Raw genomic sequence first — 24,816 nt, forward strand, 5'->3', positions numbered from 1 at the left:
CTTTATTGTTGGATCATCTCTGGATTAACAAACTGCCACAGCAGCTCGAACAAATCAGTGGCTAACATGCCGCGAGTACCGCGCTGACGCGCAACGGCATCGGCTGTTGCCCCATGCGCGACACAGCCTGCGCAGGCTGCATCAAGTAATGTCAGTTTCTGGCCGAGCAGAGCGGCAATAATCCCGCTCAGCACATCGCCCATGCCGCCAGACGCCATGCCCGCGTTGCCCACATCGGCAATGGCGATGTCACCCGCCGCGCTGGCAATCACCGTGCCCGCGCCTTTCAGAACCACCACGCCGCCGTAGCGTTTCGCCAGGGCGCGCGCAGCGTGTAAGCGGTCACTCTCAATCTCGCTGGTTTTCACCCCCAGCAAGCGCGCAGCTTCGCCGGGATGCGGCGTAATGATGCGATTCTGACGGTTATCCTGCTTGATTGCCAGCAGGTTAAGCGCATCCGCATCCCAAAGCATCGGCTTTTCACTGACCGCGATCTTTTTCAGTGCCTTCTGAGCCCAATCGCGCTGGCCGAGCCCCGGTCCAACGGCGATCACATCCGCCCACTCCAGCGCCTGATCCAGCCGTTCATCGCTCAGCGCATCAACCATTAACTCCGGTCGCGCGGTGAGAATCGGGCCAATATTATCTTCATGTGTCAGCACGCGCACAAGTCCGGCGCCGGTTCGCAGGGCGGCTTCACCGGTCATGCGAATCGCGCCCGCCGTGCCGCTGTCGCCGCCGACCACCAATAGCCGCCCCTGATCACCTTTATGTGAAGTAGCGCGACGTGGTTTCAGCCAGCACGTTAAATCCCCGGCGTCATAGCGTGAAATCGGTGCCTGCTCAGCGGCAAGATATGCCGACAAGCCCAACTCATGGTTGTGCAGAACGCCAACGTAATCGCGCGCCTTGCCGGTCAGTTGGCCGGGTTTCAGCGTAATCATGCTCAACGTGTGATCGGCGATGACCGTTTTGCCCGGCGCCGTGCCATTAGCCGCCAGCAAACCAGAGGGAATATCGATCGCCAGCACCGGTGCGGCATGCGCGTTGATGAGTGTGATCAGGCGATCGTAAGGATCGGCGGGCGCGCGATTCAGGCCGGTGCCGAGCAGCGCATCGACAATCACCTCAACCTGCTCCGGCCAGGGCGCATCCGCCGCGTGAATCACACCGCCCGCCGCCAGCCATGCGTCTTGAGCCTGCTGCGCCTCTTCTGGCAGAGCTTTACTGCCCGCACACGCCAGCAGCGTCACGTTCAATCCTGCTGCCTGCGCCAGTCGCGCCACCACATAACCATCGCCGCCATTGTTGCCGTGCCCGCACAGGATCAACCAATGCTGCGCCTGCGGCCACAGCTGGCGGCCTAATTCATAGCTGGCCTGGCCCGCACGTTGCATCAGCTCAAACAGCGTTAAGCCCAGGCTATCGGCGGCATCGCGTTCCAGTTGCGCCATCGCCTGCGCAGGCCAGACAGAGTGTGTTAAACTGCGCGCGTTTGCTTCAATTGCCTGGTTTCTCATGTCATATCCTCTCGATCTTCAACAGCTCGCTGAACAAATTAAACAGTGGGGACGCGACCTCGGCTTCCAGCAGGTGGGTATTTGCGATACCGATCTGAGCGCCGAAGAGCCCAAACTGCAGGCGTGGCTGGATAAGCAATATCACGGCGAGATGGATTGGATGGCGCGCCACGGCATGATGCGTGCGCGGCCGCATGAGCTGCTACCTGGCACGCTGCGCGTGATTAGCGTACGCATGAATTACCTTCCAGCTAAAGCCGCCTTTGCCAGCACCTTAAAAAATCCGCAGCTGGGCTATGTAAGCCGCTATGCGCTGGGCCGCGACTATCACAAAGTATTGCGCAATCGACTGAAAAAGCTCGGAGAAATGATTCAGGCGCACTGTGGCGAACGCAATTTTCGTCCGTTCGTCGATTCCGCACCGATTCTGGAACGCCCGATTGCCGCTAAAGCCGGTTTAGGCTGGACCGGCAAACATTCGCTGATCCTCAACCGTGAAGCGGGTTCGTGGTTCTTCCTCGGCGAACTGCTGATTGATCTGCCGTTACCGGTCGATCAGCCCCAGGAAGAGCAGTGTGGACGCTGTGTCGCCTGTATCACTATCTGCCCCACTTCCGCCATCGTCGAACCTTACGTGGTCGATGCGCGTCGCTGCATCTCCTATCTCACCATCGAGTTGGAAGGCGCAATTCCTGAAGAGTTCCGTCCGCTGATTGGTAATCGAATTTATGGCTGCGATGATTGCCAGCTGATCTGCCCGTGGAATCGTTACGGCCAGTTAACCGATGAAGATGATTTCTCGCCGCGCGCGGTGTTGCATGCGCCGCCGCTCACCGATCTGTTCAAATGGGATGAAGCCAAATTTCTGCGCATCACCGAAGGTTCAGCGATTCGGCGTATTGGGCATTTGCGCTGGTTGCGAAATATTGCGGTAGCATTGGGCAATGCGCCCTGGGCAGAAGAAAATATGGCGGCATTAGCATTGCGCAGCGGCGAACATCCCCTGCTTGATGAGCATATTGAATGGGCGATTGCACAGCAGTTGCAGAAACGCGCGGCGCAAGCGGTAGAAGTGCAGCCAGCGAAGAAACAGCGGCTGGTGCGCGCGGTCGAAAAAGGCCTGCAACGTGATGCGTGATTGAGCAGTCGCACAGGATAAAACGCTTTTCCACATGCTGTGAATAAAATTTTCCCACTGAATCGTGACGGAGATCGTAATTTCGTCTTAAGGGCAAGATCACAGTCTGAAATAGTTATAACCACTTAAAAATCAATCAATTAAGCGATTATTGTAAATATTCACGTCGTATTTAGCGCGCAGGGGTTTGTCCAGAGCTTGTGGATAACTCTGTTCAAAACAGTTTTAAACAACGGGGAAAACGCCGTCAGAAGCTTGCAGGCGCATTGTGGATAACCTGAAAGATAACTGCATCAGACTACAAGCATTATCGCTGCTAGCGAGGCGTGCAAAATTTCCAGAAAAAAACGGTGTCGTATGCGATCAAAAAAGATCTGCAGCAGTTTTAATTCTGATTGCGCCTAAGGGCAAATAACATTAGTGAATATGAAAATCTGGAGCGGGAAACGAGACTCGAACTCGCGACCCCGACCTTGGCAAGGTCGTGCTCTACCAACTGAGCTATTCCCGCATAATCTTCGTATTTTAGTCTGCTACTGCGTTGGCTGCCTTCACTCACCCAGGTCACTTACTCATGTAAGCTCCCAGGGATTCGTTCAGTTGCCGCCTTGTTGCAAACTAAAATACTCGATTCTGACTCTACGTATTTTTGTCACAACAATCACGCTAACGACTAAATCCGTGATTTGGATGGTTTACTACAAACTCTGGAGCGGGAAACGAGACTCGAACTCGCGACCCCGACCTTGGCAAGGTCGTGCTCTACCAACTGAGCTATTCCCGCATTAGAGGTTTACTACTCAACGAAAGTTTGGAGCGGGAAACGAGACTCGAACTCGCGACCCCGACCTTGGCAAGGTCGTGCTCTACCAACTGAGCTATTCCCGCATAATCATCGTATTTGTGTTGGTTACTGCGTTGGCTTCCTTCACTCAATCAGGTCACTTACTGAAGTAAGCTCCCAGATATTCGCTCAGTTGCCGCCTTGTACCCAACTCAACTACTCGATTCTGAACTTCGCCGTACTACTTTACTTCTCCGTTCCGCATGAAATTCTTCACCGGTACGGGGTGCGCATTATACGAGAAATCCTTTCAGTCGCAAGAGTCTAAAAGCAAAATTTTGCGCTTTCCGCGCGTTCGCTGCTTTTATCGACAACCTGATGATTTCCTGCGCACCCGCGGCGGTTAAAGCTGCAGGAAGTGCTCGCGATAGTACGCCAGCTCGGCGACGGACTCGCGAATATCATCCAGTGCCTGATGGCTACCGGACTTTTTAAAACCTGGCAAGATATCCGGTTTCCAGCGGCGCGCCAGCTCTTTCAGCGTGCTGACATCAAGATAGCGATAGTGGAAATAGGCTTCCAGTTTAGGCATGTACTTAAACAGGAAGCGACGATCCTGACCAATACTGTTGCCGCAAATCGGCGAGGTGTTCGCCGGCACCCACTGTTTCAGGAACTCGATGGTGGCCAGTTCCGCCGCACGGTCATCGTGCTCGCTGGCTTTGACGCGCGCCACCAATCCGCTATTGGTGTGCGTGCGCACGTTCCAGTCATCCATCAACGCCAACTGATCGTCAGATTGATGCACCGCGAACACCGGGCCTTCTGCCAGGATGTTAAGGTTGGCATCGGTCACGATGGTAGCGATCTCAATAATGCGATCGCGTTCCGGATCCAATCCGGTCATTTCGAGGTCGATCCAAATCAGGTTGTTTTCATTTCCAGCTGTCATGCGTTTCCCGCCTGTTGCCAAAGTCGTCATTAAACTCATTTCAGGTGTATCATAGACGTTTTGCCCAGCAGGGCGAAACCTGGCGAAAGCCGTGAGAGGATGCGTGAGTAAAAACAAACTGTCGAAAGGTCAACAACGTCGCGTAAGCGCCAACCATCAGCGTCGTCTGCAGCAACGGAGCGATAAGCCGGAGCCGGATGATAGTCTGTTTGGAGAAGCGGCTGATGGCGTGGTGATCAGCCGTTTCGGCATGCACGCAGACGTGGAAGACAGCGAAGGCGTTGTGCATCGCTGTAACATCCGCCGCACTATTCGCTCGCTGGTCACTGGCGATCGCGTTTTATGGCGCGCTGCCATTGGCGGCGGCAAAGGGATCGTCGAAGCGGTACACGAACGTAAGACGGTGCTTACGCGCCCAGACTTCTATGACGGCGTGAAACCGATCGCCGCCAACATCGATCAGATCATTATCGTTTCGGCGATCCTGCCAGAGCTGTCACTCAACATCATCGATCGCTACCTGGTCGCCAGCGAAACCCTTGGCGTGGAACCGCTGCTGGTGCTCAACAAAACCGACCTTTTAGATGCCGAAGGCCGCGCGTTTGTTGATGAGCAGATGGAGATCTATCGCAACATTGGTTATCGCGTCTTGATGGTTTCCAGCCACGCCAAAGATGGCCTGGTTGAACTGGAAAGCGCCTTAACCGGCCGCGTCAGCATCTTTGCCGGCCAATCTGGCGTGGGTAAATCGAGCCTGCTGAATAACCTGCTTGGCCTGGAGGTAGCGGCTGAAATTCTGACCAACGATGTGTCGAACGTTTCTGGATTAGGTCAGCACACCACCACCGCGTCACGCCTTTACCACTTCCCGGCGGGCGGCGATGTGATCGATTCACCGGGGGTGCGTGAGTTTGGTTTATGGCATCTGGAGCCGGAACAAGTGACGCGCGGCTTTGTCGAATTCCGTGAATTCCTTGGCGGTTGCCGTTTCCGCGACTGTAAGCACGATACCGATCCTGGCTGTGCCATTCGCGAAGCGGTAGAAGAGGGCAAGATTGATATCTCCCGCTTCGATAACTATCACCGAATTCTGGAAAGTATGGCGCAGGTAAAGACGCGTAAAAACTTTTCCTCCGACGCAGATTAAGCAGTACAACGGCACATTCGCCAACGCGCTGGGGCGCTGCTACAATCCGCCCCCTTTTTTGTTAACGACACGTAATTAAGCCAGGAGGCAACGGTGTTTGATCGTTTTAAACTCGGCCTGAATCATATTTTGCCTAAAAAAGGGCTCACCGAGCTCGCCGGTTGGGGTGCCAGCCGCCGTGGTGGCTGGCTCACTAAAGCGGTCATCGATCTATTTGTCTGGTACTACAAAGTGGATATGGCGGAAGCCAGCAAGCCACATACCGGCAGCTACCGCACCTTCAATGATTTCTTCGTGCGTCCGTTAAAAGAGGGCGCGCGTCCGATCGATACTGATGCCTCTTTACTGGCGCTGCCCGCCGATGGCGCGATCAGCCAGCTGGGGCGCATTGCCGGCGATCAGATCTTCCAGGCCAAAGGCCACACTTACAGCCTGCAGGCGCTGCTGGCCGGTAACGACGATCTGGCGGATCAGTTTCATGACGGCGAGTTTGTTACCACTTATCTCGCCCCGCGCGATTATCACCGCGTGCATATGCCGTGTAACGGCATCCTGCGCGAAATGATCTATGTGCCGGGCGATCTCTACTCCGTCAACCCGCTGACCGCACGTAACATCCCGAATCTGTTTGCGCGTAACGAGCGCGTGATCTGCGTATTCGATACCGATCATGGCCCGATGGTGCAGATCCTTGTCGGTGCCACCATTGTGGGTAGCATCGAAACCGTGTGGGCGGGCACCATTACGCCACCGCGCGAAGGTGTGATTAAACGCTGGCGCTATCCGTCTGCCGATCATGATGGTGCGGTGGTGCTGCTGAAAGGCCAGGAAATGGGTCGCTTCAAGTTGGGTTCAACGGTGATCAACCTGTTCGCGCCGAATCGCGTGAAGCTGGCAGAAAGCCTTGAAGCCGAAAGCAAAACCCGCCTCGGTCAGCCGCTGGCCATCGCCCTGCCTCAGCCTGGCGACAGCGTCTCACTTAGCAAATAACCCGGAATCTCTCCCGTGCGTGTTTTCCTCTCCTTGCTGCTGAGCCTTGTGCTCAGCAGTTCTGTATTTGCAGCCACCGTTCCGCAATCCAGCCAGCTAAAGCAGGAACTGGATGCGGCTAAATTGGCGAAAACCTCACCCGCGCAAACCGAGCAGGTGCAGGCGCTCGAATCGGCGATCAATTTCCTCAACGAGCGCGATGAGTCGCTGGAGCGCGCGAAGCAGTATCAGCAGGTGATTGATGATTTCCCGCGGCTGGCGCGCGAATTACGTCAGCAGATCGCCACGCTGACGGACAGCAGCAAGGCGGTGCGCAGCAATATGAGCAGCGCCGAGCTGGATCAGGAGCTGTTGCAGGTCAGCAGCCAGCTGCTGGAGGAAGGCCGCCAGGCGCAGCAGGAGCAGGATCGCGCGCGCGAGATCAGCGATTCACTGTCGCAGCTGCCGCAGCAGCAAACCGACGCACGCCGGGCGATGACCGAAAGCGATCGTCGCGCGCAGAGCGCTTCGACGGCGACCACGCCGCTGGCGCAGGCGCAGATTTACGCGCGTCAGGCGGAAAACGCCGCCAACAAAGCGCGCGTGGACGAGTTAGAGCTGGCGCAGCTTTCGGCGAATAACCGTCAGGAACTGGCGCGCATGCGCGCCGAAGTGCATCAGCGCAAAGCGACTCAACTGGATAACTATCTGCAGGCGCTGCGCAATCAGCTCAACAATCAGCGCCAGCGCGAAGCTGAACTGGCGCTGGAGCGCACCGAGCAGCTGGCGGAAAACAGTGGCGATCTGCCGAGTTCGATCAGCGATCAGTTCCGCGTTAACCGCGAACTCTCCGCAGACCTCAATCAGCAAGCGCAGCGCATGGATTTAGTCGCTTCGCAGCAGCGTCTGGCCACCAATCAGACCTTGCAGGTGCGTCAGGCGCTGAGCACGCTGCGTGAGCAGTCGCAATGGCTGGGGGCGTCCAATCTGTTGGGCGAAGCCTTGCGTGCGCAGGTTGCCCGTCTGCCAGAGATGCCGAAATCTCAGCAGATTGACAGCGAAATGGGCCAGCTGCGCGTGCAGCGTCTGCATTATGAGGATCTGCTGGAGCGCCAGCAGGAACTGCGCAAAGCCAAGCAGGATGACGGCACGCCGTTCAGCAGCGATCAGGTACGTATCCTCGAAGCGCAACTTAAAACCCAGCGCGAACTGCTGAACTCGCTGATTTCCGGTTGCGATACGCTGATTCTGGAAATCACCAAGCTCAAAGTTTCCAATACGCAGCTGCAGGATGCCTTAGCCGAAGTTAAAGATGCGACGCATCGCTATCTGTTCTGGACCGCTGACGTTAATACCATCGGCCTGAATTTCCCGGTGGAGATGGCGCAGGATCTCAAGCGTCTGTTGTCGCTGGATACCGCCGGCCAGCTCGGCAAAGCGCTGGCGATGATGTTTACCAATCGCGAAACCGTGTTACCGATTATTGGTGCGATTCTGCTGGTTGGCTTCAGCATCAGCTCGCGTCGTCACTACAACGCCTTTATGGAGCGCTCCGCCAGCCGCGTCGGCAAAGTGACGCAGGATCGCTTCAGCCTGACGCTGCGCACGGTATTTTGGTCGATTCTGGTGGCGGTGCCGCTGCCGGTATTGTGGGCCGCGCTCGGTTACGGTTTACAGCATGCCTGGCCTTATCCGTTCGCCGTGGCGATTGGCGATGGCATCACCGCCACGCTGCCGCTGCTGTGGGCCTTTATGATCAGCGCGGCGTTTGCACGTCCCGATGGCTTGTTTGTGGTGCATTTCCGCTGGCCGCAAGCGCGCGTGGCGCGTGCCATGCGCTATTACTCGCTATCGGTAGGGCTGATTGTGCCGCTGATCATGCTGCTGATCGCCTTTGCCAATCTCGACGATCCGCAATTCTCCGGCACGCTGGGACGCGTGTGCTTCATCCTGATTTGTGGCGCGCTGAGTATCGTTACCGTTAGCCTGAAACGCGCCGGTATTCCGCTCTATCTGGATAAAGAGGGCAACGGCGATAACTTCGTAAACCGCATTTTGTGGAACCTGATGATTGCCCTGCCGCTGGTGGCTGCCCTCGCCTCCTGCATCGGTTATCTCGCCACCGCGCAGGCGCTGCTGGCGCGTCTGGAAACCTCGGTGGGCATCTGGTTCTTCCTGCTGGTGGTGTATCACATCATCCGCCGCTGGATGCTGATTCAGCGCCGCCGCATCGCCTTTGACCGTGCACGTCAGCGTCGTGCCGATATGCTGGCCAACCGCGCGCGCAGCGAAGAAGAGAAAGAGCAATCAACGCCAGCGAATGCCGACACCATCGAAATCGATGAGCCAAGCATTGATCTCGATGAGATCAGCGCACAGTCGCTGCGTCTGGTGCGTTCCATCCTGACGCTGATTGCACTGGTTTCGGTAATTGTACTGTGGTCAGAAATCCACTCGGCGTTTAGCTTCCTTGATAACATTCCGCTGTGGAATGCCAGCACTACCATTCAGGGCGTGGACAGCGTGCAGGCGATTACGCTGGGTGCGGTGTTGATTGCGATTCTGGTGCTGATCATCACCACGCAGCTGGTGCGTAACATGCCCGCGCTGCTGGAGCTGGCGCTGTTGCAGCATCTCAGTTTGGCGCCGGGCACCGGTTACGCCATTACCACTTTGACCAAGTATGCTTTGATGCTGATTGGCGGCTTGATTGGCTTCTCAATGATGGGCATTGAGTGGTCGAAGCTGCAGTGGCTGGTTGCTGCGTTGGGTCTGGGGTTGGGCTTCGGGATGCAGGAGATTTTCGCTAACTTTATCTCCGGCCTGATTATCCTGTTTGAGAAACCGATCCGTATTGGCGATACCGTGACCATTCGCGACCTGACTGGCAGCATTACGCGCATCAACACGCGTGCCACCACCATCACCGATTGGGACCGCAAAGAGATCATCGTGCCGAATAAGGCTTTCATTACTGAGCAGTTCGTGAACTGGTCGCTGTCGGATTCAGTGACGCGTGTGGTGCTGACGATTCCAGCGCCCGCCAGAGTCAACAGTGATGAAGTGACCAACATTCTTAAGCAAGCGGCCGATCGCTGCACCTACGTGCTTGATATGCCAGCGCCGGATGTGTTCCTGGTCGATCTGCAGCAAGGTATTCAGCTGTTTGAACTGCGCGTGCATGCGGCGGAGATGGGGCATCGCATGCCGCTGCGCCATGAACTGCATCAGCTGATTCTGCGCGGCTTTGAGGAGCACGGCATTGAGATGCCGTTCCCACCATTCCAGGTACGCATGGAGACGCTAGGAAAGCAAAACCCCGCGACTAACGGTGCGCCCGCCAATAAGACCTTCAAATCTGGCGGATTATAAAAACAAAACGCCCGGCAGATGCCGGGCGTTTTTTATTGCCGCTCGGAGTTTATCACTTCACAAACTCTTCGCCCTGCGCGATATCTTTCTTCAGCGTTTCCAGCATGCCGTTTAGCGCCTGCTGTTCAAAGGCACTCAGCGTGCCCAGCGGACGGCGTTCAACGATACCGTTTTTGCCCAGCAGCAGCGGCTGCGAGAAGAAGCGGGCATATTCGCCATCGCCTTCCACATACGCGCACTCCACCACGTTGGCTTCGCCTTGCAGGGCACGAATCAATGACAGGCCAAAACGGGCCGCTGCCTGTCCCATCGACAGCGTCGCCGATCCGCCACCGGCTTTGGCTTCCACCACTTCGGTGCCCGCGTTCTGAATACGTTTGGTGAGATCCGCCACTTCCTGCTCGCTGAAGCTCACGCCTTTCACCTGCGACAGCAGCGGCAGAATCGTTACGCCGGAATGCCCGCCCACCACCGGCACTTCAATCTCGTTAGGCTGCTTGCCTTTTAGCGCCGCGACAAAGGTATTGGCACGGATGATATCGAGGGTGGAAACGCCAAACAGGCGATTCTTGTCATACACGCCGGCTTTTTTTAGCACTTCGGCCGCAATCGCCACCGTCGTATTCACCGGATTGGTGATGACGCCAATCAGCGCTTTTGGCGCGGTACTGGCAACCTGTTCGATCAGGTTACGCACGATACCGGCGTTGACGTTAAACAGGTCGGCGCGATCCATGCCCGGCTTACGTGCCACACCCGCGGAGATCAGCACCACATCAGCACCATGCAGCGCAGGCGTAGCATCTTCACCGCTAAACCCTTCCACGGTGACTGCCGTTGGGATATGACTGAGATCGACCGCCACACCGGGCGTTACCGGGGCGATATCGTAAAGTGAGAGAGCTGAGCCTGCGGGTAATTGCGTTTTGAGCAGCAGTGCGAGCGCCTGGCCAATACCACCAGCGGCACCGAGAACGGCAACTTTCATCCTGAACTCCTTATTAAGGTGGGGCAGAGATATGCCGAAAATCCATCAGGTTACGAGTTTAATCAACTTCTCAGGCGATAGCGACTAAACCTGTCGCGCACTAAACACTACGCCGCAATCGGCTCCCGAGACATCTCCACTTCAGAAGTCGCCTGAATGATTCATTCGCAGCCAGAAGACAATGGACGGCAATGATCATCGATATTGTTGTTACCACTTCAATAATATAACAACTTTGCAACCTTCGCTTTGCGCGTCCACCCGCGATTTTGGTGCAACATCATATTCTGTTATGATGCCCGCCCCGCAGGTCATTACCGCGATTCTCTTACCAGACTTATTGCATAAAAATTCATCTAAATGCATAATAATTTATCTGCCGTGGGCCTGTTGCCCTCTGCAACCCCTTTTTAATTGGTAGCTTATGCGAAACCCATCGAAACAAGACGACTTGATTAAGGCGTTTAAAGCCTTATTGAAGGAAGAGAAATTCAGCTCCCAGGGCGAAATCGTGCAGGCGCTGCAGGAAGACGGCTTCGAGAATATTAATCAGTCCAAAGTTTCTCGCATGCTGACCAAGTTTGGCGCGGTGCGCACGCGCAACGCCAAAATGGAGATGGTTTACTGCCTGCCTGCTGAACTCGGCGTGCCCACCACCACCAGCCCGCTGAAGAATCTGGTGCTGGATATCGATTACAACGATGCGTTAGTGGTGATTCACACCAGTCCGGGCGCGGCGCAGCTGATTGCGCGCCTGCTGGATTCGCTGGGCAAAGCGGAAGGCATTCTCGGCACCATTGCCGGTGATGACACCATCTTTATTACCCCCGCGCGCACCTTCTCGGTAAAACAGCTGTACGACGCGATTCTGGTTTTATTCGAACAAGAGCTATAAAACCCTGCTGCATTCCGGCAGTTCATCTGCCGGTTATCTTGCCCTTTACGCTTCATTCGTAACCATTCTGTTACAAATCCCTTTGTAAATAATAAGTTATCCATATGCTCAGCGGTTCTTTTCAGCCGCTATCATTGGTACGACCTTTGTGCCCGTTTAACCTTATGCGCTATTTTACGCTGCTTTACACATTGTGCTCAGTGTCTTTCCCTTCTCTATCTGTATCAGCCAGCGAGATCAACCACGATCTTTCGCACTAAAAGATAATTTGATGTAGATCATTGTTTTTACGGTGAAATAACTACCTCTGGTTAAGATCCAGGCGTTTTTTATAACTTCAGGTTCTAAAAAAGTGCCATAAGGATAAAGAATTACAACCAAACATTATTAGCTCGGTATTAATTTCATGGGTGATTAGATCTATACTTGTTTTCGTGATGCAAATCACACGAAAGAAAAAGATAAAAACAGACGACGAGGAAAATTATCATGAACGTTAAAACTACTATCGCGACTTTAAGTGTTCTCTCTGCCCTGTCATTTGGTGCTTTTGCAGCAGATTCTATTAATGCCGAACAGGCAGCGAATCTGCAACCTGCGGGCACCATCAGCGTCAGCGGCGTGGGCGGTTCTCCAATGGATATCCGTCAGCAGTTAAACGATAAAGCCGACCAGCAAGGTGCGAAAGCCTATCGCGTGGTTGAGGCGAATACCGGTGACAGCTACCACGCAACCGCTGAGCTGTACAAATAAGTTATTGACTTAAAAAGCAATGTGAACGGCGACCCGTTTGAGACGCTCTTGCCTCTCAGGTTGCCGGCCCCCATTTCAGGAGAGTGAATCATGAAAACCAAATTAGCTATCGCAGTACTGGGCCTGGCTTCTGTTCTTTCTTTTGGCGCGAGTGCCGCCAGCCTGGTTTCAAACCAACAAGCTGAACAGCTGCAATCTCTGAACCAAACCATCAGCGTGAGCGGTGTTGACGGCGACCAAACCAACGTGCGTCAGGAACTGTCACAGAAAGCCGATGCGCAGGGTGCCAGCCATTACCGCATCATCGAAAGCAACCGTGGCGATACTTTCCACGTAACTGCTGAACTGTACAAATAATCACTAATTGAACGTCCGGTGCCTTGATGGCGCCAGGCAATAGATCGACGACCCGCCACCCCTTTTCTGCCGCAGGTTGTTGATTAAACGAGGAGAAAATTATGAAAATCAAAACAACCATCGCAACTGCTACCCTGCTTTCCCTGTTCGCCTTTGGTGCTTCTGCAGCGCAACTGGTCACCGAACAACAGGCGCAGAATCTGCAACCTACCGGCAGCACTATTTCAATCAGCGGAACCGGCGGTTCGCCAATGGATTATCGTGCCGAGCTTTCTCAGAAAGCGGATGAGCAAGGTGCCAGCGCTTACAAAGTGATTGAAGCGAAAACCGGCGACAGCTACCACGTAACAGCTGAGCTGTATAAGTAATTCCTCGTCAATTAAGACGAACCCTTTGGCCCCGCTCGCCGGGGCCCTTTTTACTTTATATTGAAGCGGAGCTGGCCTTCCAGCTCCTCTTCTGCTTCATCAAATAGCAGGATCAATGCGCCATACCGGCGTTTCTGCCCTTTCCCCAGATTTACAAATTCAATCTCCAGCGGCAACGGCAGTTGCTCACCGACAATCGCATCCCAAAGATTGTCAAGATCGTTGATGGCGAAATCGGCTAACGCAAAACGATCGCTAAACTGTCGATAAAAATGGGCTTGATCGACAATCTCGTCGAAATCGAAACGCTCGGTTCTCATCATGACGCCCTCTTGGTTGTTGCGGCTAGCTGAGTCCGCCGAGGTGCAACGCTTTAACTTCCAGATACTCTTCCATCCCCAACACCGATCCTTCGCGTCCCAGTCCAGACTCTTTCACGCCGCCAAACGGTGCCAGCTCAGTGGATACCGCGCATTCGTTAATGCCGATCATGCCCGCTTCCAGCGCCGCTGAGACGCGGAACACCCGTTGCAGATTCTGCGTGTAGAAGTAAGCCGCCAGGCCAAATTCGGTGTTGTTGGCGCGCGCAATCACCTCGGCTTCATCGTCAAAGCGGAAGCAGGCCGCAACCGGACCAAACGTCTCTTCCTGCGCCAGCTTCATCTCTTCATGCGCTTCGCCAATCACCGTTGGTTGCCAGAAGTTGCCGCCAAGAGGATGACGTTCGCCGCCGACCAGCAATTTGCCGCCTTTACTCAATGCATCTTTGACGTGCTCTTCCACTTTCTCCAGCGCGGACGGCTCAATCAGCGGGCCAACGATCACCCCTTCTTCCACGCCATTTCCGACTTTTAGTTTGCCCACCGCATCGGCCAATTGATTAACGAAGCGATTGTAGACCGCGTTATGCACATAGAAGCGGTTGACGCTGACGCACACCTGCCCGGCGTTGCGGAATTTGTTGGCAATCGCGCCCTGCACCGCCGCATCAATATCGGCATCATCAAACACGATGTAAGGCGCGTTGCCGCCTAACTCCATCGAGACCTTTTTCATGGTTTCAGCCGCATTACGCATCAGCGTTTTGCCCACCGCGGTGGAACCGGTAAAGGAGATTTTGCGCACCGCCTTACTGGCCATGATCGCGTCGCTGATGGCATGCGTATCGCCCGCCACCGCATTGAGTACGCCATCAGGCACACCGGCTTTCTGCGCCAGCGCCAGCAACGCGAAGGCGCTCAGCGGTGTGTTGTTAGCGGGTTTGATGATGCCGGTACAGCCTGCGGCCAATGCGGGGCCAAGTTTGCGCGTCAGCATCGCCATCGGGAAATTCCACGGCGTGATCGCCGCGACCACACCAATTGGTTCGCGCGTCGCCAGAATGCGCGAGCCCGGTTTAGTCGGCGGGATGATTTCACCGTTGGCGCGTTTCGCCTGCTCGGCAAACCACTGAATAAAGCTGGCAGCGTATTCCACTTCACCTTCGGCTTCTTTAAGCGGTTTACCCTGCTCGGCCGTCATCAACTGGCCGAGCCAGCTTTTGTTCTCGATGATCAGCTGATACCAGCGATAGAGGATTTCGGCACGCGCCTTGGCGGTTTTATCGCGCCAGGCGGGAAACGCACGCTGCGCGGCGGCAATCGCCTGTTCGGTTTCTTGCTGGCCGGCTTTCGCCACGTTAGCGATAACTTCGCCGGTGGCAGGATTGGTCACCTCAAAGGTGGCGCTGGCGTTATGCCATTGACCATCAGCAAAATAGCCGGTCTTGAATAATTCGTGTTGTTGCAGGGAAGTGGACATCGGTTTTCTCCTGTCAGTTTGCATCCTGTCAGGAAAGTATAGATGCCAATATCAGAGGTTTTTGTGTCAGCGTGGGATCTAAAAGGCCGCTGCAGGTTGCAGCGGCCAGTTTCAGATTTGTATTAAGGTGTTCTGATACTTATCCAGCATCAGTGCCAGCCGTTTCACCGGCTCGGTGACGTTATCAGGCGCAGCATAGTGCTGCAGCTTCTCCTGATACACATCCAGCTCCTTCAGCAGCCGCTCGAAGTAATAGCGCCGCTTATCATCGCTGGTCGCGGAGATAATGCGATCGGCGGTGTAGCGCAGCTGGCGGTGATAGGCCGAGAGATCTGCATTCACCGGCACTTCGGCATTGCTCAGGCGTTGATGGCCGATAATCAGCGTCAGCGCGATACGGTATTTATCGATATCGCCGGGGAACAGGTTGAGCAACAAAAACAATTGCTGATACAGCGCCGGCAAGTGGTTTTCACGACGACGCGCCTGATTAGTGGTCAGCGCAGCAACTGCGGCATACATAAAGCGATTCAGCAGTTTACGTCCGGTACGCTCTTTGGATTTATCGCGAATCAGCAGAATCACCATCATCGCTACAAAGCAGCCAATCACCTGGCCCAACACGTTATCGAGGAATACGTTGAACTCGAACTTCATCGGGTTATCCAGCACCAGCACGTTGATGGTACCAATCAACGCACCCAGCGTACCCAACTGACGACGCTGCACGAAGATGCCGCCGATAAAACCCAGCGCGCCGATGGCGATACACAACAGCAGCGCACTTTGCTGGGTCGCGGGCAGAATAAAGATGAAGTAGAGCGCGCCGAGCGGCACCGCAACCGTCATGCCGTAAAGGAAGTCTTTCGCCATCATCAACGGATTCGGCATACGCATCGCCAGCGCGGTAATTACCGCCAGCATCACCATGCAGCCGCTGCCTGATGTCCAGCCGGTATATAGCCAAAACAGCGATCCCAGCGCGGTGGCGACAAAGGTACGTATACCGTTGATCATCGCGTGATGGGTTTCCGCAGAGCGCGCCTGAATCACTACCTCACGCTGCAGAATGCTCTCTTCCAGCGTGGTGATGCGGCTATTACTTTTAATGCCGTTAATCAGCAGCAGATATTCAGTGGCCGCGCCGACCCAACTCGCCAGCGTCACCGGCACGGTTTTGCTGCTCACGCCAATCAGGCGACGCATCACCTTCATGCGCTTATGCACATCGTTGACGCTGTTGACCTCTTTTTCGATCAGCAAACGATAGTGCGGTGGAATGTATTCCGGACGCGAGTTTTGAATCAGGAAAGTTTCGGCGGCCTGCGTGATCAGCGTCAGCGATAAGGTGTTAAGCATTTGCAGGCGGCGGCTGGAGTTTTTCCAGCGTGAGGATTCCATCATCAGCTGGGCGCGCATGCCGTTGAGTGCCGTGGTGCGACGCACTAACGCGCTCCAGGCTTTGTCCACTTCCTCTTTGTCTTCATGCGCGACGCACAGCTGCAGCAATTTGTAGTGCGCCACCAGCAGCGCGTCCACTTCCTGCTCAATCACTTTCTTGATCGAACGCGGCGAGAACAGCATGTCGGCGAGGATGGCACACAGAATACCGATGACGATTTCACTGCAGCGCTCAACCGCGTACTGCGGAGCCAGCGTTAAGCCGCCGCTGGCATCCGCCGTCACCACGATGATCAGCGCGGTGTAACCGGCAAGACCCAACGCATAGGAGTTTTCGACTTTGATCAGCGAAGAGAGCCACACGCACATGCCGGCCCACATACAGCACAGCAGCAGCATCACCACCGGCGCACGCACCGTGGCAATCATGATGGTGAGCGCGGCGATACAGCCAATAAAAGTACCGATGATGCGCAGAATGCCGCGATAGCGCAGCGCGCCAGAATAGGGATCGCCCCCCGCAGCAAAGGCGGTACCACCGGCCACGATGCCGGCGGTCATCACCGCCCAACGCGGCGTTTCCAGATTGAAGTGAAAGCCAATCATCAACGCCGCAACCAGCGCGAAGGTGAGCTTCACCGGGAAACGCAAAAACTCAATCATATCGCCCTCGCTTAACCAAACTCACGCAGGCGATTGAACAACTGTGCCAGCGGCGAGACTTTGGTTTCGCGATCCTGCGCACCGGTGATCACCACCGTCGCCGTGGTCCCCGCCGGGAAGCGGTTGCCCGGTTGCTCGTCGAGACGAATACGCACCGGCACACGCTGCGCAAGACGCACCCACTCCAGATTCGAGTCGATGGTTGCCATGCCTTTGCTGTCGCTGGTGCTGCTGCTGTTGGTTACGCCCGCCGCGATGCTGTCAACGGTGCCACGCAGTACCGCGTTGCTCCCCAACGGCGTGATTTGCGCGCGGAAGCCCGGACGCACGCCATCCAGCTTGGTCTCTTCCATATAGGCCAGCACATAGAAGGAGTGCTGTTGCACCAGCGCCACGGCTACCGAGCCGCGCGTGATGAATTCGCCCTGATAGACATTGAGGTTGGTGACCCAGCCGTCAGATGGCGCTTTGATAGTGGTGCGATCGAGGTCAATCACCGCCAGGTCGCGCGTGGCCACAGACTTCGCCAGCTGATGCTCGCTGGTTTGCAGATCGTTATTGGATTGCTCAATCGCTTCACGCGACATCGCGCTGGTCCCCAACTGATTGCGGCGACTGGCTTCACGGCGTTTTTCACTCACCAAAGCCTGGTAATACTCGACATCCGCCTGGGCTTCGTCCAGCGCTTTTTGGTAGCGCGGACGATCAACCACAAACAGCGTGTCGCCTTTTTTCACCAGCTGGTTGTCGTGCACCGGCACGTCAGTGATGATGCCGGTGACGTCAGGCGAGATCGCCACCACATCGGCAGAGAATTTGGCATCACGCGTCCACGGTGATTCGGTGTAGAACACCCAGGCGCGGAAGATGATCACGATGGCGATGACAACCAGCAGGAGTGTAATCGCGTATCGCGCGATTTTTCTTATTAGCGCTTTCACTTAAAAAACCTCAGACGAATAAACGGGATACAAGGTAAAACACGCAGCAATACAGCGCAGTGTTAAACAGTGCCGGATGCCAAACCAGATCGTAGATCCCGCTAGGCGTTAGCACGCGTTTCACCAGCCAGAACAGCGCCAGTGAAACCAGTAGTTCAATGAAGATGGGCGGAAAACTCAGCCCGAATACGACAAATACCGGAAGCACACTCATTTCGGATCCTTAGTTCGACCTTGCCGGATTGCACCGATACCTGCCCACGTGCCGTGTAGCACGTTGGGTTTACGATCAGGGGATGACGGATAAACTGATGGCAACATTCAGGCCGCGTTGAGCTAATCATAGCGTATCATCGGGCTAACACAGCCGTGTTCAGGTGCAGTGAAGAGACCCAGCGCGCGTATAGTAACGCGCTTGACTATACGTTTTCTACATATTGTGAGCTAAATCACTTTTTAGCCAGAGTAAACAATGGATCGACTTAAAAGCATGTCCATTTTCGCCAAAGTGGTTGAATTAGGTTCATTTACCGCCGCGGCGCGCCAGCTACAGCTTAGCGTTTCGTCTATGAGCCAGATTGTCGCCAAACTGGAAGATGAGTTACAGGTTAAATTGCTTAATCGCAGCACGCGCAGCATTGGCTTGACTGAGGCCGGAAAGATCTATTTTCAGGGCTGTCGCCGCATGCTGGCGGAGGCTTCGCAGGTACACGAGCAGCTGTACGCCTTTAACAACACGCCGATCGGTATTCTACGGATCGGCTGCTCATCGACGATGGCGCAGAATGTGTTATCGGCGATGACCAGCGAAATGTTACGCGAATATCCGGGTTTGGGCGTCAATCTGGTGACGGGCATTCCTGCCCCCGATTTGATCGCCAACGGGTTGGATTTGGTGGTGCGCGTGGGCGCGCTGCAGGATTCGAACTTGTTCTCGCGTCGGCTGGGTGCAATGCCGATGGTGGTGTGCGCGGCGAAGAGCTATCTGGCGCAGCATGGCACGCCGGAAAAACCCAGCGAGATCGATAATTTTTCGTGGCTGGAATATAGCGTGCGGCCGGATAACACTTTTGAACTGGTTGCGCCGGAAGGATTGGTTACCCGCCTTACGCCGCAAGGCCGTTTCGTCACCAACGATTCGCAGACGCTGATTCGCTGGCTGAAAGCAGGTTGCGGTATCGCCTATGTGCCGTTGATGTGGGTGATTGATGAGATCAATGCGGGGGAGATCGATATTCTGTTCCCGCAATATCACTCGGAGCCGCGCCCGGTCTATGCGCTCTATACTGAGAAAGACAAGCTGCCGCTGAAAGTGCAGGTGTGCATTGATTATCTGACCGAGTATTTCAGGCAGGTAGCGCAGCAGTATCAGCAGCATCGGAAAGGTTGAGGGCAGATGTTCAGGTCGCCATACATGGCGACCTGACAACGTTAGGCGGTACCACCTACGGTGATTTTATCCAGCTTCAGCGTTGGCTGACCCACGCCAACCGGTACGCTTTGTCCCTCTTTACCGCATACGCCGACGCCTTTATCCAGCGCCAGATCGTTGCCGACCATCGAGATCTGCTGCATCGCTTCGATGCCGGAGCCAATCAGCGTGGCGCCTTTCACGGGCGTCGTCACTTTGCCGTTCTCGATCAGATAAGCTTCTGAGGTGGAGAACACGAACTTGCCGGACGTGATATCAACCTGGCCGCCGCCGAAGTTTGGCGCGTAAATGCCGTACTCCACGCTTTCAATGATATCTTGCGGCGTCGATTTGCCTGCCAGCATGTAAGTGTTGGTCATGCGCGGCATTGGCAGGTGCGCGTAAGATTCACGGCGACCATTGCCAGTTGGGTTGACGCCCATCAGGCGCGCATTCAGCTTGTCCTGCATGTAGCCTTTCAGCACGCCATTTTCGATCAGCATGTTGTACTGGCCCGGCACGCCTTCATCATCGACCGCCAGCGAACCGCGCAGACCTTCAATGGTGCCATCGTCAACCACGGTACACAGCTCTGAAGCCACCAGCTGGCCCATTTTGCCGCTGAATACCGATGTCGCACGACGGTTGAAGTCACCTTCCAGACCGTGTCCAACTGCTTCGTGCAGCAGCACACCCGGCCAACCTGCGCCCAGCACCACCGGCAACATGCCAGCGGGTGCCGCCACGGCGGAGAGATTGACCAGCGCCATGCGCACCGCTTCGCGCGCCCAGGCATCGGCACGCACATCACCGCTCTCATCAGCGAGGAAGAATTCATAACCGGTACGCGCGCCGCCGCCGCTTGAGCCACGTTCGCGTTTACCCTGATCTTCCACCTGCACGCTGATGGAAAGACGCACCAGCGGACGAATATCTGCGGCCAGCGTGCCGTCAGTTGCGGCGACCAGCACCTGTTCGTAAACACCGCTCAGACTGGCATTCACTTCCTGCACACGTGGATCGGCAGCACGCGCCACTTTATCAACACGGTGCAGCAGGGCAATTTTGTCTTCGCGCGTCAGGCTATCCAGCGGATTAACGGGCGCATACAACGAACGGTTCAGCACCGCCGATAAGGTATGCGCTTTGCCGTTGCCTTGTTCACGCACGATGCTGCGCGCCGCTTCAGACGACTGACGCAGTGCATTCAGGGAAATCTGGTCAGCGTAGGCGAAACCGGTTTTCTCACCGCTCACGGCGCGGACGCCCACGCCCTGATCGATATGGTAGGAACCATCTTTAATAATTTTGTCTTCCAGCATCCAGGATTCGTGGAAACTGGACTGGAAATAGAGATCGGCATAATCCAGACGACGTTCTGAAAGCTGCCCTAACAGGGAATAAAGGTCCTGCTGATTAATGCTGTTCGCAGTTAGCAACTGCTCACTTACCAGATTCAGAGTCATCGTTTCTCACTCATTATGTGCTCGGATAGTCATAGCCTGCGGCAATTACCCGACGGCGTCAAATTCACTTCTTCTCGTCTTCACGCGGTTTGCGCAGTACTTCATTGATTTCCGGCTTATCCAGCGGTCCGCTGATGTGGTAGCGCAACAGTGAAATCTTATTCCACAGCGGTCCCAGCACTTTGCTGGCGGCGAAGACCGCAGCACCGACCACCGGATTGATGACGAATGCAGTGGCGACGCCAACCGACGCGGAGATTTCCGGGGCGACCACCGCTTCCATGTCGATCTGACGCTTCACCAAATCGATGTTGCCCTTCATGGCGATATCCGCTTCCAGGCCATCCACCAGCAGGTTATCGGTACGCATCACACCGTTTTCAATCCACGCGGTGCCGTTGATCGAATCGAAATAGAAACCGTCACTAAAGGTGTCGCTGAAATCGAAGCGCATCTTGCGTAGCAAGGCATCAAAGCTAAACAGGCGCAGTAACTGCCCGGCGCGACCGGTATTCACATCGGCGATCTGACCTTTGCCAAAGTGGGTTTTCAGCGTACCGCTTAGCGTCTCTTCCGATGGCTGCCACGGCGCAGAACGCCAGTGCAGATCGTAATCGAGTTTAAACGGTGCATCGCGCAGCGGCGTATTCATGCCAAACCAGTTAGCCGCGTCATTGATGTTGTCGCCGCTCAGGCTGCCCTTTAGCGAAGTACGCTGATCGCCGGGTTTATTCACCCATTCACCCGTCACGTTCAATTTAGAGCTGCCAGAATCAATCGAGGCGTTAGTAAGTGCTAACGTATCGCCTTGTGGCTGAAGCTTCGCCTGCATATGGCCAAACTTCTGCCCGCGAATCCAGCACTCATCACAGTTGAGCTGCAACGCTGGCCAGCTGCTGAAGTTGATGTTGCTGCTGTTGCCGCCAAACGGCGATGATTTTCCATCGCTTTTCTCAGCCCATTCAGGATTGTAGTAAAGATAGCTCAGGTTGATCTGCCACGGAGAGCGCTGCGCCGTCTGCAAACTGCCACGTGCTTCACGGCTCTCCAGCTGCAAGTGGGTATTGCCGGCTGGCCCCTGCGTAACGGTAGCGTTAACGTCGTGCCATTGCTGACCACCAAGCGTCAGCGCCGGTGTGCGCAGAATAAAGTCGCCCGGCAGCGCCGCGCCGCCCACTTCCGGCTCGCCCTGAGCGTTACGCGCACTGCCCGCGCCAGCCATCATCCCCATCCAGGCTTCGCCATTCAGCGGCGGGAGATTCAGCTCCATGCCGCGCTTCTCGGGCAGCTTCGGTGTGCTTTTCGCATCATTCAGCCAGATCCCGCGATCAACGCGCAGCTGCGGCTCCAGAATCCAGCGGCTATTGAAACGATGGCGCTCGCGCACGCTGCCGCTCAAGGTAAAGCCTTTAAGATCACCATCCGCGTTGATGGTAATCGGCATCGCTTCACCGGCCGCTTTATCCAGCGGCGCAGGTAAGTGACTGCTTACTGCTTTGCCCTCGCCTTGCAGTGCCACTTTGTAGGTTGCGCCACCTTTATGCGGCAGCGTGATATCCACATTGCCCTGCCACGGTAAAGAGCCGCCTAACTGACGCGTGATGGCGTCCGGCAACACCTTGAGTTTGCCTGGCTGCCAATCGCCCAGCAGCTTGACGTTCACGCCAAAATCGTTGGGATTCTCTTTCGTGCTGAAACTCACGCCGGTTGGCTGTCCGAACCAGTTGGCCTGCAGCTCTTCACTCTCCAGATTGCCGTTATTGTAACGGAAGCGGCCGGTGAGATTGTTCAGCGTGGTATTTAACGGCTTGATATGCAGGCTGTTGTTGTTCAGCACCACATTGCCGCTGGCGTGCACCTGCTCGCCATCCAGTGGAATATCAAGATTCAGCGTGCCGCGCACATTGCCGCCAATCTGTAGCTCCTGCAGCGCCGCGCCGAGCGTCGGTTTCAGCGGTGTTTGCTCGAAATAGTCAGCGATTTTTTTGCCTTCGCCGCTGATGTCACCATCGATGATCAATTTCTCTTTCAAATAATCCGGAATCACCGCGCTGACATTGCGCGCATCAACCTCGCCGAGCCTGGTTTTATCGGCTTTCATCCACAAACCGTTGTTGAGGAAGTCGAGATTAATGTCGAGGTTTTCCAGCGCAGGCCAGCCGGGCTGGAACTGGAAGGTGGCATTGCGCAGCGGAACCCAAACTTCAAACATGCCGTCATTGTGTTTGAACGGGAACAGCGAGGGATCGCCAGCAAACAGCAGCGTGGCGTTATCCACCTGCCCGCCTTTAATCGCGTCACTGAGATAGTGAGTAAGATCGTGACCCATCAGCTGCTGCGGGAAATAACGCCACGCATCGCCAGCATCGGTAACGCGAATTCCGGCGAGAATATCGAGGCGCGGCGCGCTACCCAAATTCTGCTGGTAGCGGAAATCGCCGCGTGCCCACAGCGAACGGGCCTGCACATCCAGCTGATGTCCATCCAGCGTTAAGCCGTTAGCATCGCGCAGCCAGTTGAGCTGGCCAGTGATCTGTTTAATCTGCAGCGGAGCCTGAAACATATCGCCGTACGGTACTTCCGCCTGGCCCATCGCCACATCCAGCAAGCCGTTGTTTAAGCTACCGCTGGCGCTCCCGCTGAGATTGCTGATACCCGGCAGTAATTCCCACTGTTGCCAGGCGAGATCGCGCCATTTCACCTGCAAACGCGTTTGCTCAGGCTGCTGCAGCGGGATATCCAGCGCCAGCGCATCAATGTGGCCGTGCGGCTGTAGCGCACGCCAGTTATCCAGCAAGGTTGGGGAAAGCGGTGCAAACAGCGGAACGACGGGCGCCAGACGTTCTAAATCCAGCTGCGTGGCACGCACGCGCATCTCCGGCGCACTGTTGGCGCCGAGCATCTGCTTATCTTCTGGCTTCCACAGCAGGGAAAAATGTCCTGGCGCCCATGCGATGCCATCCGTTCTCAAGCGGGTTTGCGGTACCGAAAGGCTCCAGCCATTCTGGTAGCGCGACAAGTGCGCGGTTAAGCCATCAACCTCTAATTGATGATCGCCCTGCTCGCCGCGCCAGCGCGCGCCACCTTTACTCAACAGCAAATCACCGGCGTAGAGATCGCCATCGCGCAAATTCGCCCACGCGGCCAGACTGAAGCGCGCGCTCTCAAGGCTGGTGTTATCACGCAGCCACGGACCAATCCACGGTCGCACATCCACATCATCGGCCTGCATCCAGATGCGGCCATCGCTGAGTAAGCCGTTGCTGTCGTTGAGATCAAGTCGCACCTGCACCACGCCATGCTGACCGGTAAAACTGGAGAGGCTCACTTCGCCCTCGGCGCGGTGACGGGTATTTTCGTTCAGCCAGGTAAGGCGCGGAATCGCTAGTTCAGCATGCTGGCCGGACGGCGTCAGAAAACGGATGCTGCTGTCGCGCAGATCGAAGTGATCGAACTGACGCAAAAACAGATCGTTGATTTGCGCCGGTTTGAAGCTGTTCTTCTGTTCGTCACTGGTGAACAGCGGATGATTGGTTTCGAGATGCAGCTGCCAGAAGGTGAGATCGCGGAATTGCCAGCGCCAGTGCAGCAGCGATTGCCACACGTTTAGCGCCAGATTGACGCGGCCGATGGTCAGTTGCCCATCTTCCTGCATCGCGACGTTGAGATTGCGCATCTGCAGCGTCGGGCCAAAATTCTCCCATTTGCCCTGCAGTTCGCTGGCCGTCACCGTGACGCCGCTGACGCGTGAGATCGTCTGCAGAATATCGCTGCGATAACTGTTGAGGTGCGGCATCACGAGGCGCAACCCGCTGACCAGCAGCGCCACAATTACGATGATTGCGGCGAGCAGCAGTAACAAAATCCTCGGCAACCGCCTCACACACCTCT

The 24,816-nt window shown here is 55.6% G+C and carries 19 protein-coding genes and 3 tRNA genes; 9 read left to right on the forward strand and 13 right to left on the reverse strand.

Annotated elements, in window-relative coordinates:
* Window positions 1-2: 2 nt before the first annotated feature.
* Window positions 3-1,520, reverse strand: coding sequence for a bifunctional ADP-dependent NAD(P)H-hydrate dehydratase/NAD(P)H-hydrate epimerase (gene nnr, locus FCN45_RS17240; RefSeq protein ID WP_137386611.1), 1,518 nt, complete (start codon window positions 1,518-1,520; stop codon window positions 3-5).
* Here nnr and queG point away from each other — a divergent pair.
* Window positions 1,519-2,658: a tRNA epoxyqueuosine(34) reductase QueG gene (gene queG / locus FCN45_RS17245; protein WP_137386612.1), complete on the forward strand. Its 1,140-nt coding sequence runs from the start codon at window positions 1,519-1,521 to the stop codon at window positions 2,656-2,658. The two genes, nnr and queG, sit on opposite strands and share 2 nt — an antisense overlap.
* Window positions 2,659-3,093: 435 nt before the next feature.
* On the opposite strand, the gene FCN45_RS17250 is transcribed toward queG, so the two are convergent.
* The 4 genes from FCN45_RS17250 to orn all read right to left on the reverse strand — a co-directional run bounded on the left by FCN45_RS17250 (window position 3,094) and on the right by orn (window position 4,394).
* A tRNA-Gly gene (locus tag FCN45_RS17250) sits at window positions 3,094-3,169 on the reverse strand.
* Between the two features lie 197 nt (window positions 3,170-3,366).
* Window positions 3,367-3,442: transfer RNA gene (locus FCN45_RS17255), tRNA-Gly, on the reverse strand.
* Window positions 3,443-3,470: 28 nt separating this feature from the next.
* Window positions 3,471-3,546 (reverse strand) — tRNA-Gly (locus FCN45_RS17260).
* 299 nt (window positions 3,547-3,845) lie between these two features.
* Window positions 3,846-4,394: an oligoribonuclease gene (gene orn, locus FCN45_RS17265; protein ID WP_137386613.1), complete on the reverse strand. Its 549-nt coding sequence runs from the start codon at window positions 4,392-4,394 to the stop codon at window positions 3,846-3,848.
* 103 nt (window positions 4,395-4,497) lie between these two features.
* On the opposite strand from orn, the gene rsgA reads away from it, so the two are divergent.
* From rsgA to mscM, 3 genes are all read left to right on the forward strand, one after another.
* Window positions 4,498-5,541 (forward strand): small ribosomal subunit biogenesis GTPase RsgA, encoded by a 1,044-nt coding sequence (gene rsgA / locus FCN45_RS17270; protein WP_101762855.1) that lies wholly within the window; start codon window positions 4,498-4,500, stop codon window positions 5,539-5,541.
* A 93-nt stretch (window positions 5,542-5,634) separates the two neighbouring features.
* Window positions 5,635-6,531, forward strand: coding sequence for an archaetidylserine decarboxylase (asd, locus tag FCN45_RS17275; RefSeq protein WP_101762854.1), 897 nt, complete (start codon window positions 5,635-5,637; stop codon window positions 6,529-6,531).
* Between the two features lie 15 nt (window positions 6,532-6,546).
* Window positions 6,547-9,882 carry a miniconductance mechanosensitive channel MscM gene (gene mscM / locus FCN45_RS17280; RefSeq protein WP_137386614.1) on the forward strand — a complete coding sequence of 1,112 codons (3,336 nt, stop codon included), beginning with the start codon at window positions 6,547-6,549 and terminating at the stop codon, window positions 9,880-9,882.
* Between the two features lie 52 nt (window positions 9,883-9,934).
* Here mscM and mdh read toward each other — a convergent pair whose 3' ends face one another.
* A complete protein-coding gene (gene mdh, locus FCN45_RS17285; protein ID WP_097095873.1) occupies window positions 9,935-10,870 on the reverse strand; it encodes a malate dehydrogenase in 936 nt (311 codons plus the stop codon).
* Between the two features lie 424 nt (window positions 10,871-11,294).
* Here mdh and argR point away from each other — a divergent pair, with 424 nt between their 5' ends.
* The 4 genes from argR (at window position 11,295) to yhcN (FCN45_RS17305) (ending at window position 13,243) form a co-directional block, all read left to right on the forward strand.
* Window positions 11,295-11,765 (forward strand): transcriptional regulator ArgR, encoded by a 471-nt coding sequence (argR, locus tag FCN45_RS17290; RefSeq protein ID WP_008101964.1) that lies wholly within the window; start codon window positions 11,295-11,297, stop codon window positions 11,763-11,765.
* Between the two features lie 489 nt (window positions 11,766-12,254).
* Window positions 12,255-12,518, forward strand: coding sequence for a peroxide/acid stress response protein YhcN (gene yhcN / locus FCN45_RS17295; RefSeq protein WP_101762851.1), 264 nt, complete (start codon window positions 12,255-12,257; stop codon window positions 12,516-12,518).
* A 90-nt stretch (window positions 12,519-12,608) separates the two neighbouring features.
* Window positions 12,609-12,875 (forward strand): YdgH/BhsA/McbA-like domain containing protein, encoded by a 267-nt coding sequence (locus tag FCN45_RS17300; RefSeq protein ID WP_007891990.1) that lies wholly within the window; start codon window positions 12,609-12,611, stop codon window positions 12,873-12,875.
* A 101-nt stretch (window positions 12,876-12,976) separates the two neighbouring features.
* On the forward strand, window positions 12,977-13,243 hold the full coding sequence (gene yhcN, locus FCN45_RS17305; RefSeq protein ID WP_008101968.1) for a peroxide/acid stress response protein YhcN: 267 nt from the start codon (window positions 12,977-12,979) through the stop codon (window positions 13,241-13,243).
* 50 nt (window positions 13,244-13,293) lie between these two features.
* Here the strand turns inward: yhcN (FCN45_RS17305) and FCN45_RS17310 are convergent, their stop codons facing one another.
* The 5 genes from FCN45_RS17310 to aaeX all read right to left on the reverse strand — a co-directional run bounded on the left by FCN45_RS17310 (window position 13,294) and on the right by aaeX (window position 18,262).
* On the reverse strand, window positions 13,294-13,563 hold the full coding sequence (locus tag FCN45_RS17310) for a barstar family protein (protein WP_137386915.1): 270 nt from the start codon (window positions 13,561-13,563) through the stop codon (window positions 13,294-13,296).
* Between the two features lie 25 nt (window positions 13,564-13,588).
* Entirely contained in the window at window positions 13,589-15,043 is a 1,455-nt protein-coding gene (locus FCN45_RS17315) for an NAD-dependent succinate-semialdehyde dehydrogenase (RefSeq protein ID WP_137386615.1), read from the reverse strand.
* 111 nt (window positions 15,044-15,154) lie between these two features.
* Window positions 15,155-17,107 carry a p-hydroxybenzoic acid efflux pump subunit AaeB gene (aaeB, locus tag FCN45_RS17320; protein WP_137386616.1) on the reverse strand — a complete coding sequence of 651 codons (1,953 nt, stop codon included), beginning with the start codon at window positions 17,105-17,107 and terminating at the stop codon, window positions 15,155-15,157.
* 11 nt (window positions 17,108-17,118) lie between these two features.
* Entirely contained in the window at window positions 17,119-18,048 is a 930-nt protein-coding gene (aaeA, locus tag FCN45_RS17325; RefSeq protein WP_101762847.1) for a p-hydroxybenzoic acid efflux pump subunit AaeA, read from the reverse strand.
* A 10-nt stretch (window positions 18,049-18,058) separates the two neighbouring features.
* Window positions 18,059-18,262, reverse strand: a complete 204-nt coding sequence (gene aaeX / locus FCN45_RS17330; protein WP_021508145.1) for a p-hydroxybenzoic acid efflux pump operon protein AaeX — start codon at window positions 18,260-18,262, stop codon at window positions 18,059-18,061.
* A gap of 258 nt (window positions 18,263-18,520) precedes the next feature.
* Between aaeX and aaeR the strand changes: the two genes are divergently transcribed.
* Window positions 18,521-19,438 carry an HTH-type transcriptional activator AaeR gene (gene aaeR / locus FCN45_RS17335; RefSeq protein ID WP_137386617.1) on the forward strand — a complete coding sequence of 306 codons (918 nt, stop codon included), beginning with the start codon at window positions 18,521-18,523 and terminating at the stop codon, window positions 19,436-19,438.
* Window positions 19,439-19,479: 41 nt separating this feature from the next.
* Here aaeR and tldD read toward each other — a convergent pair whose 3' ends face one another.
* Both tldD and yhdP read right to left on the reverse strand, forming a co-directional pair.
* Window positions 19,480-20,925, reverse strand: a complete 1,446-nt coding sequence (gene tldD / locus FCN45_RS17340) for a metalloprotease TldD (protein WP_137386618.1) — start codon at window positions 20,923-20,925, stop codon at window positions 19,480-19,482.
* Between the two features lie 64 nt (window positions 20,926-20,989).
* Window positions 20,990-24,808: an AsmA2 domain-containing protein YhdP gene (yhdP, locus tag FCN45_RS17345; RefSeq protein ID WP_137386619.1), complete on the reverse strand. Its 3,819-nt coding sequence runs from the start codon at window positions 24,806-24,808 to the stop codon at window positions 20,990-20,992.
* Window positions 24,809-24,816: the final 8 nt, after the last annotated feature.

The organism is Pantoea sp. SO10 (assembly GCF_005281435.1).
Taxonomy (GTDB): Bacteria; Pseudomonadota; Gammaproteobacteria; order Enterobacterales; family Enterobacteriaceae; genus Pantoea; species Pantoea leporis.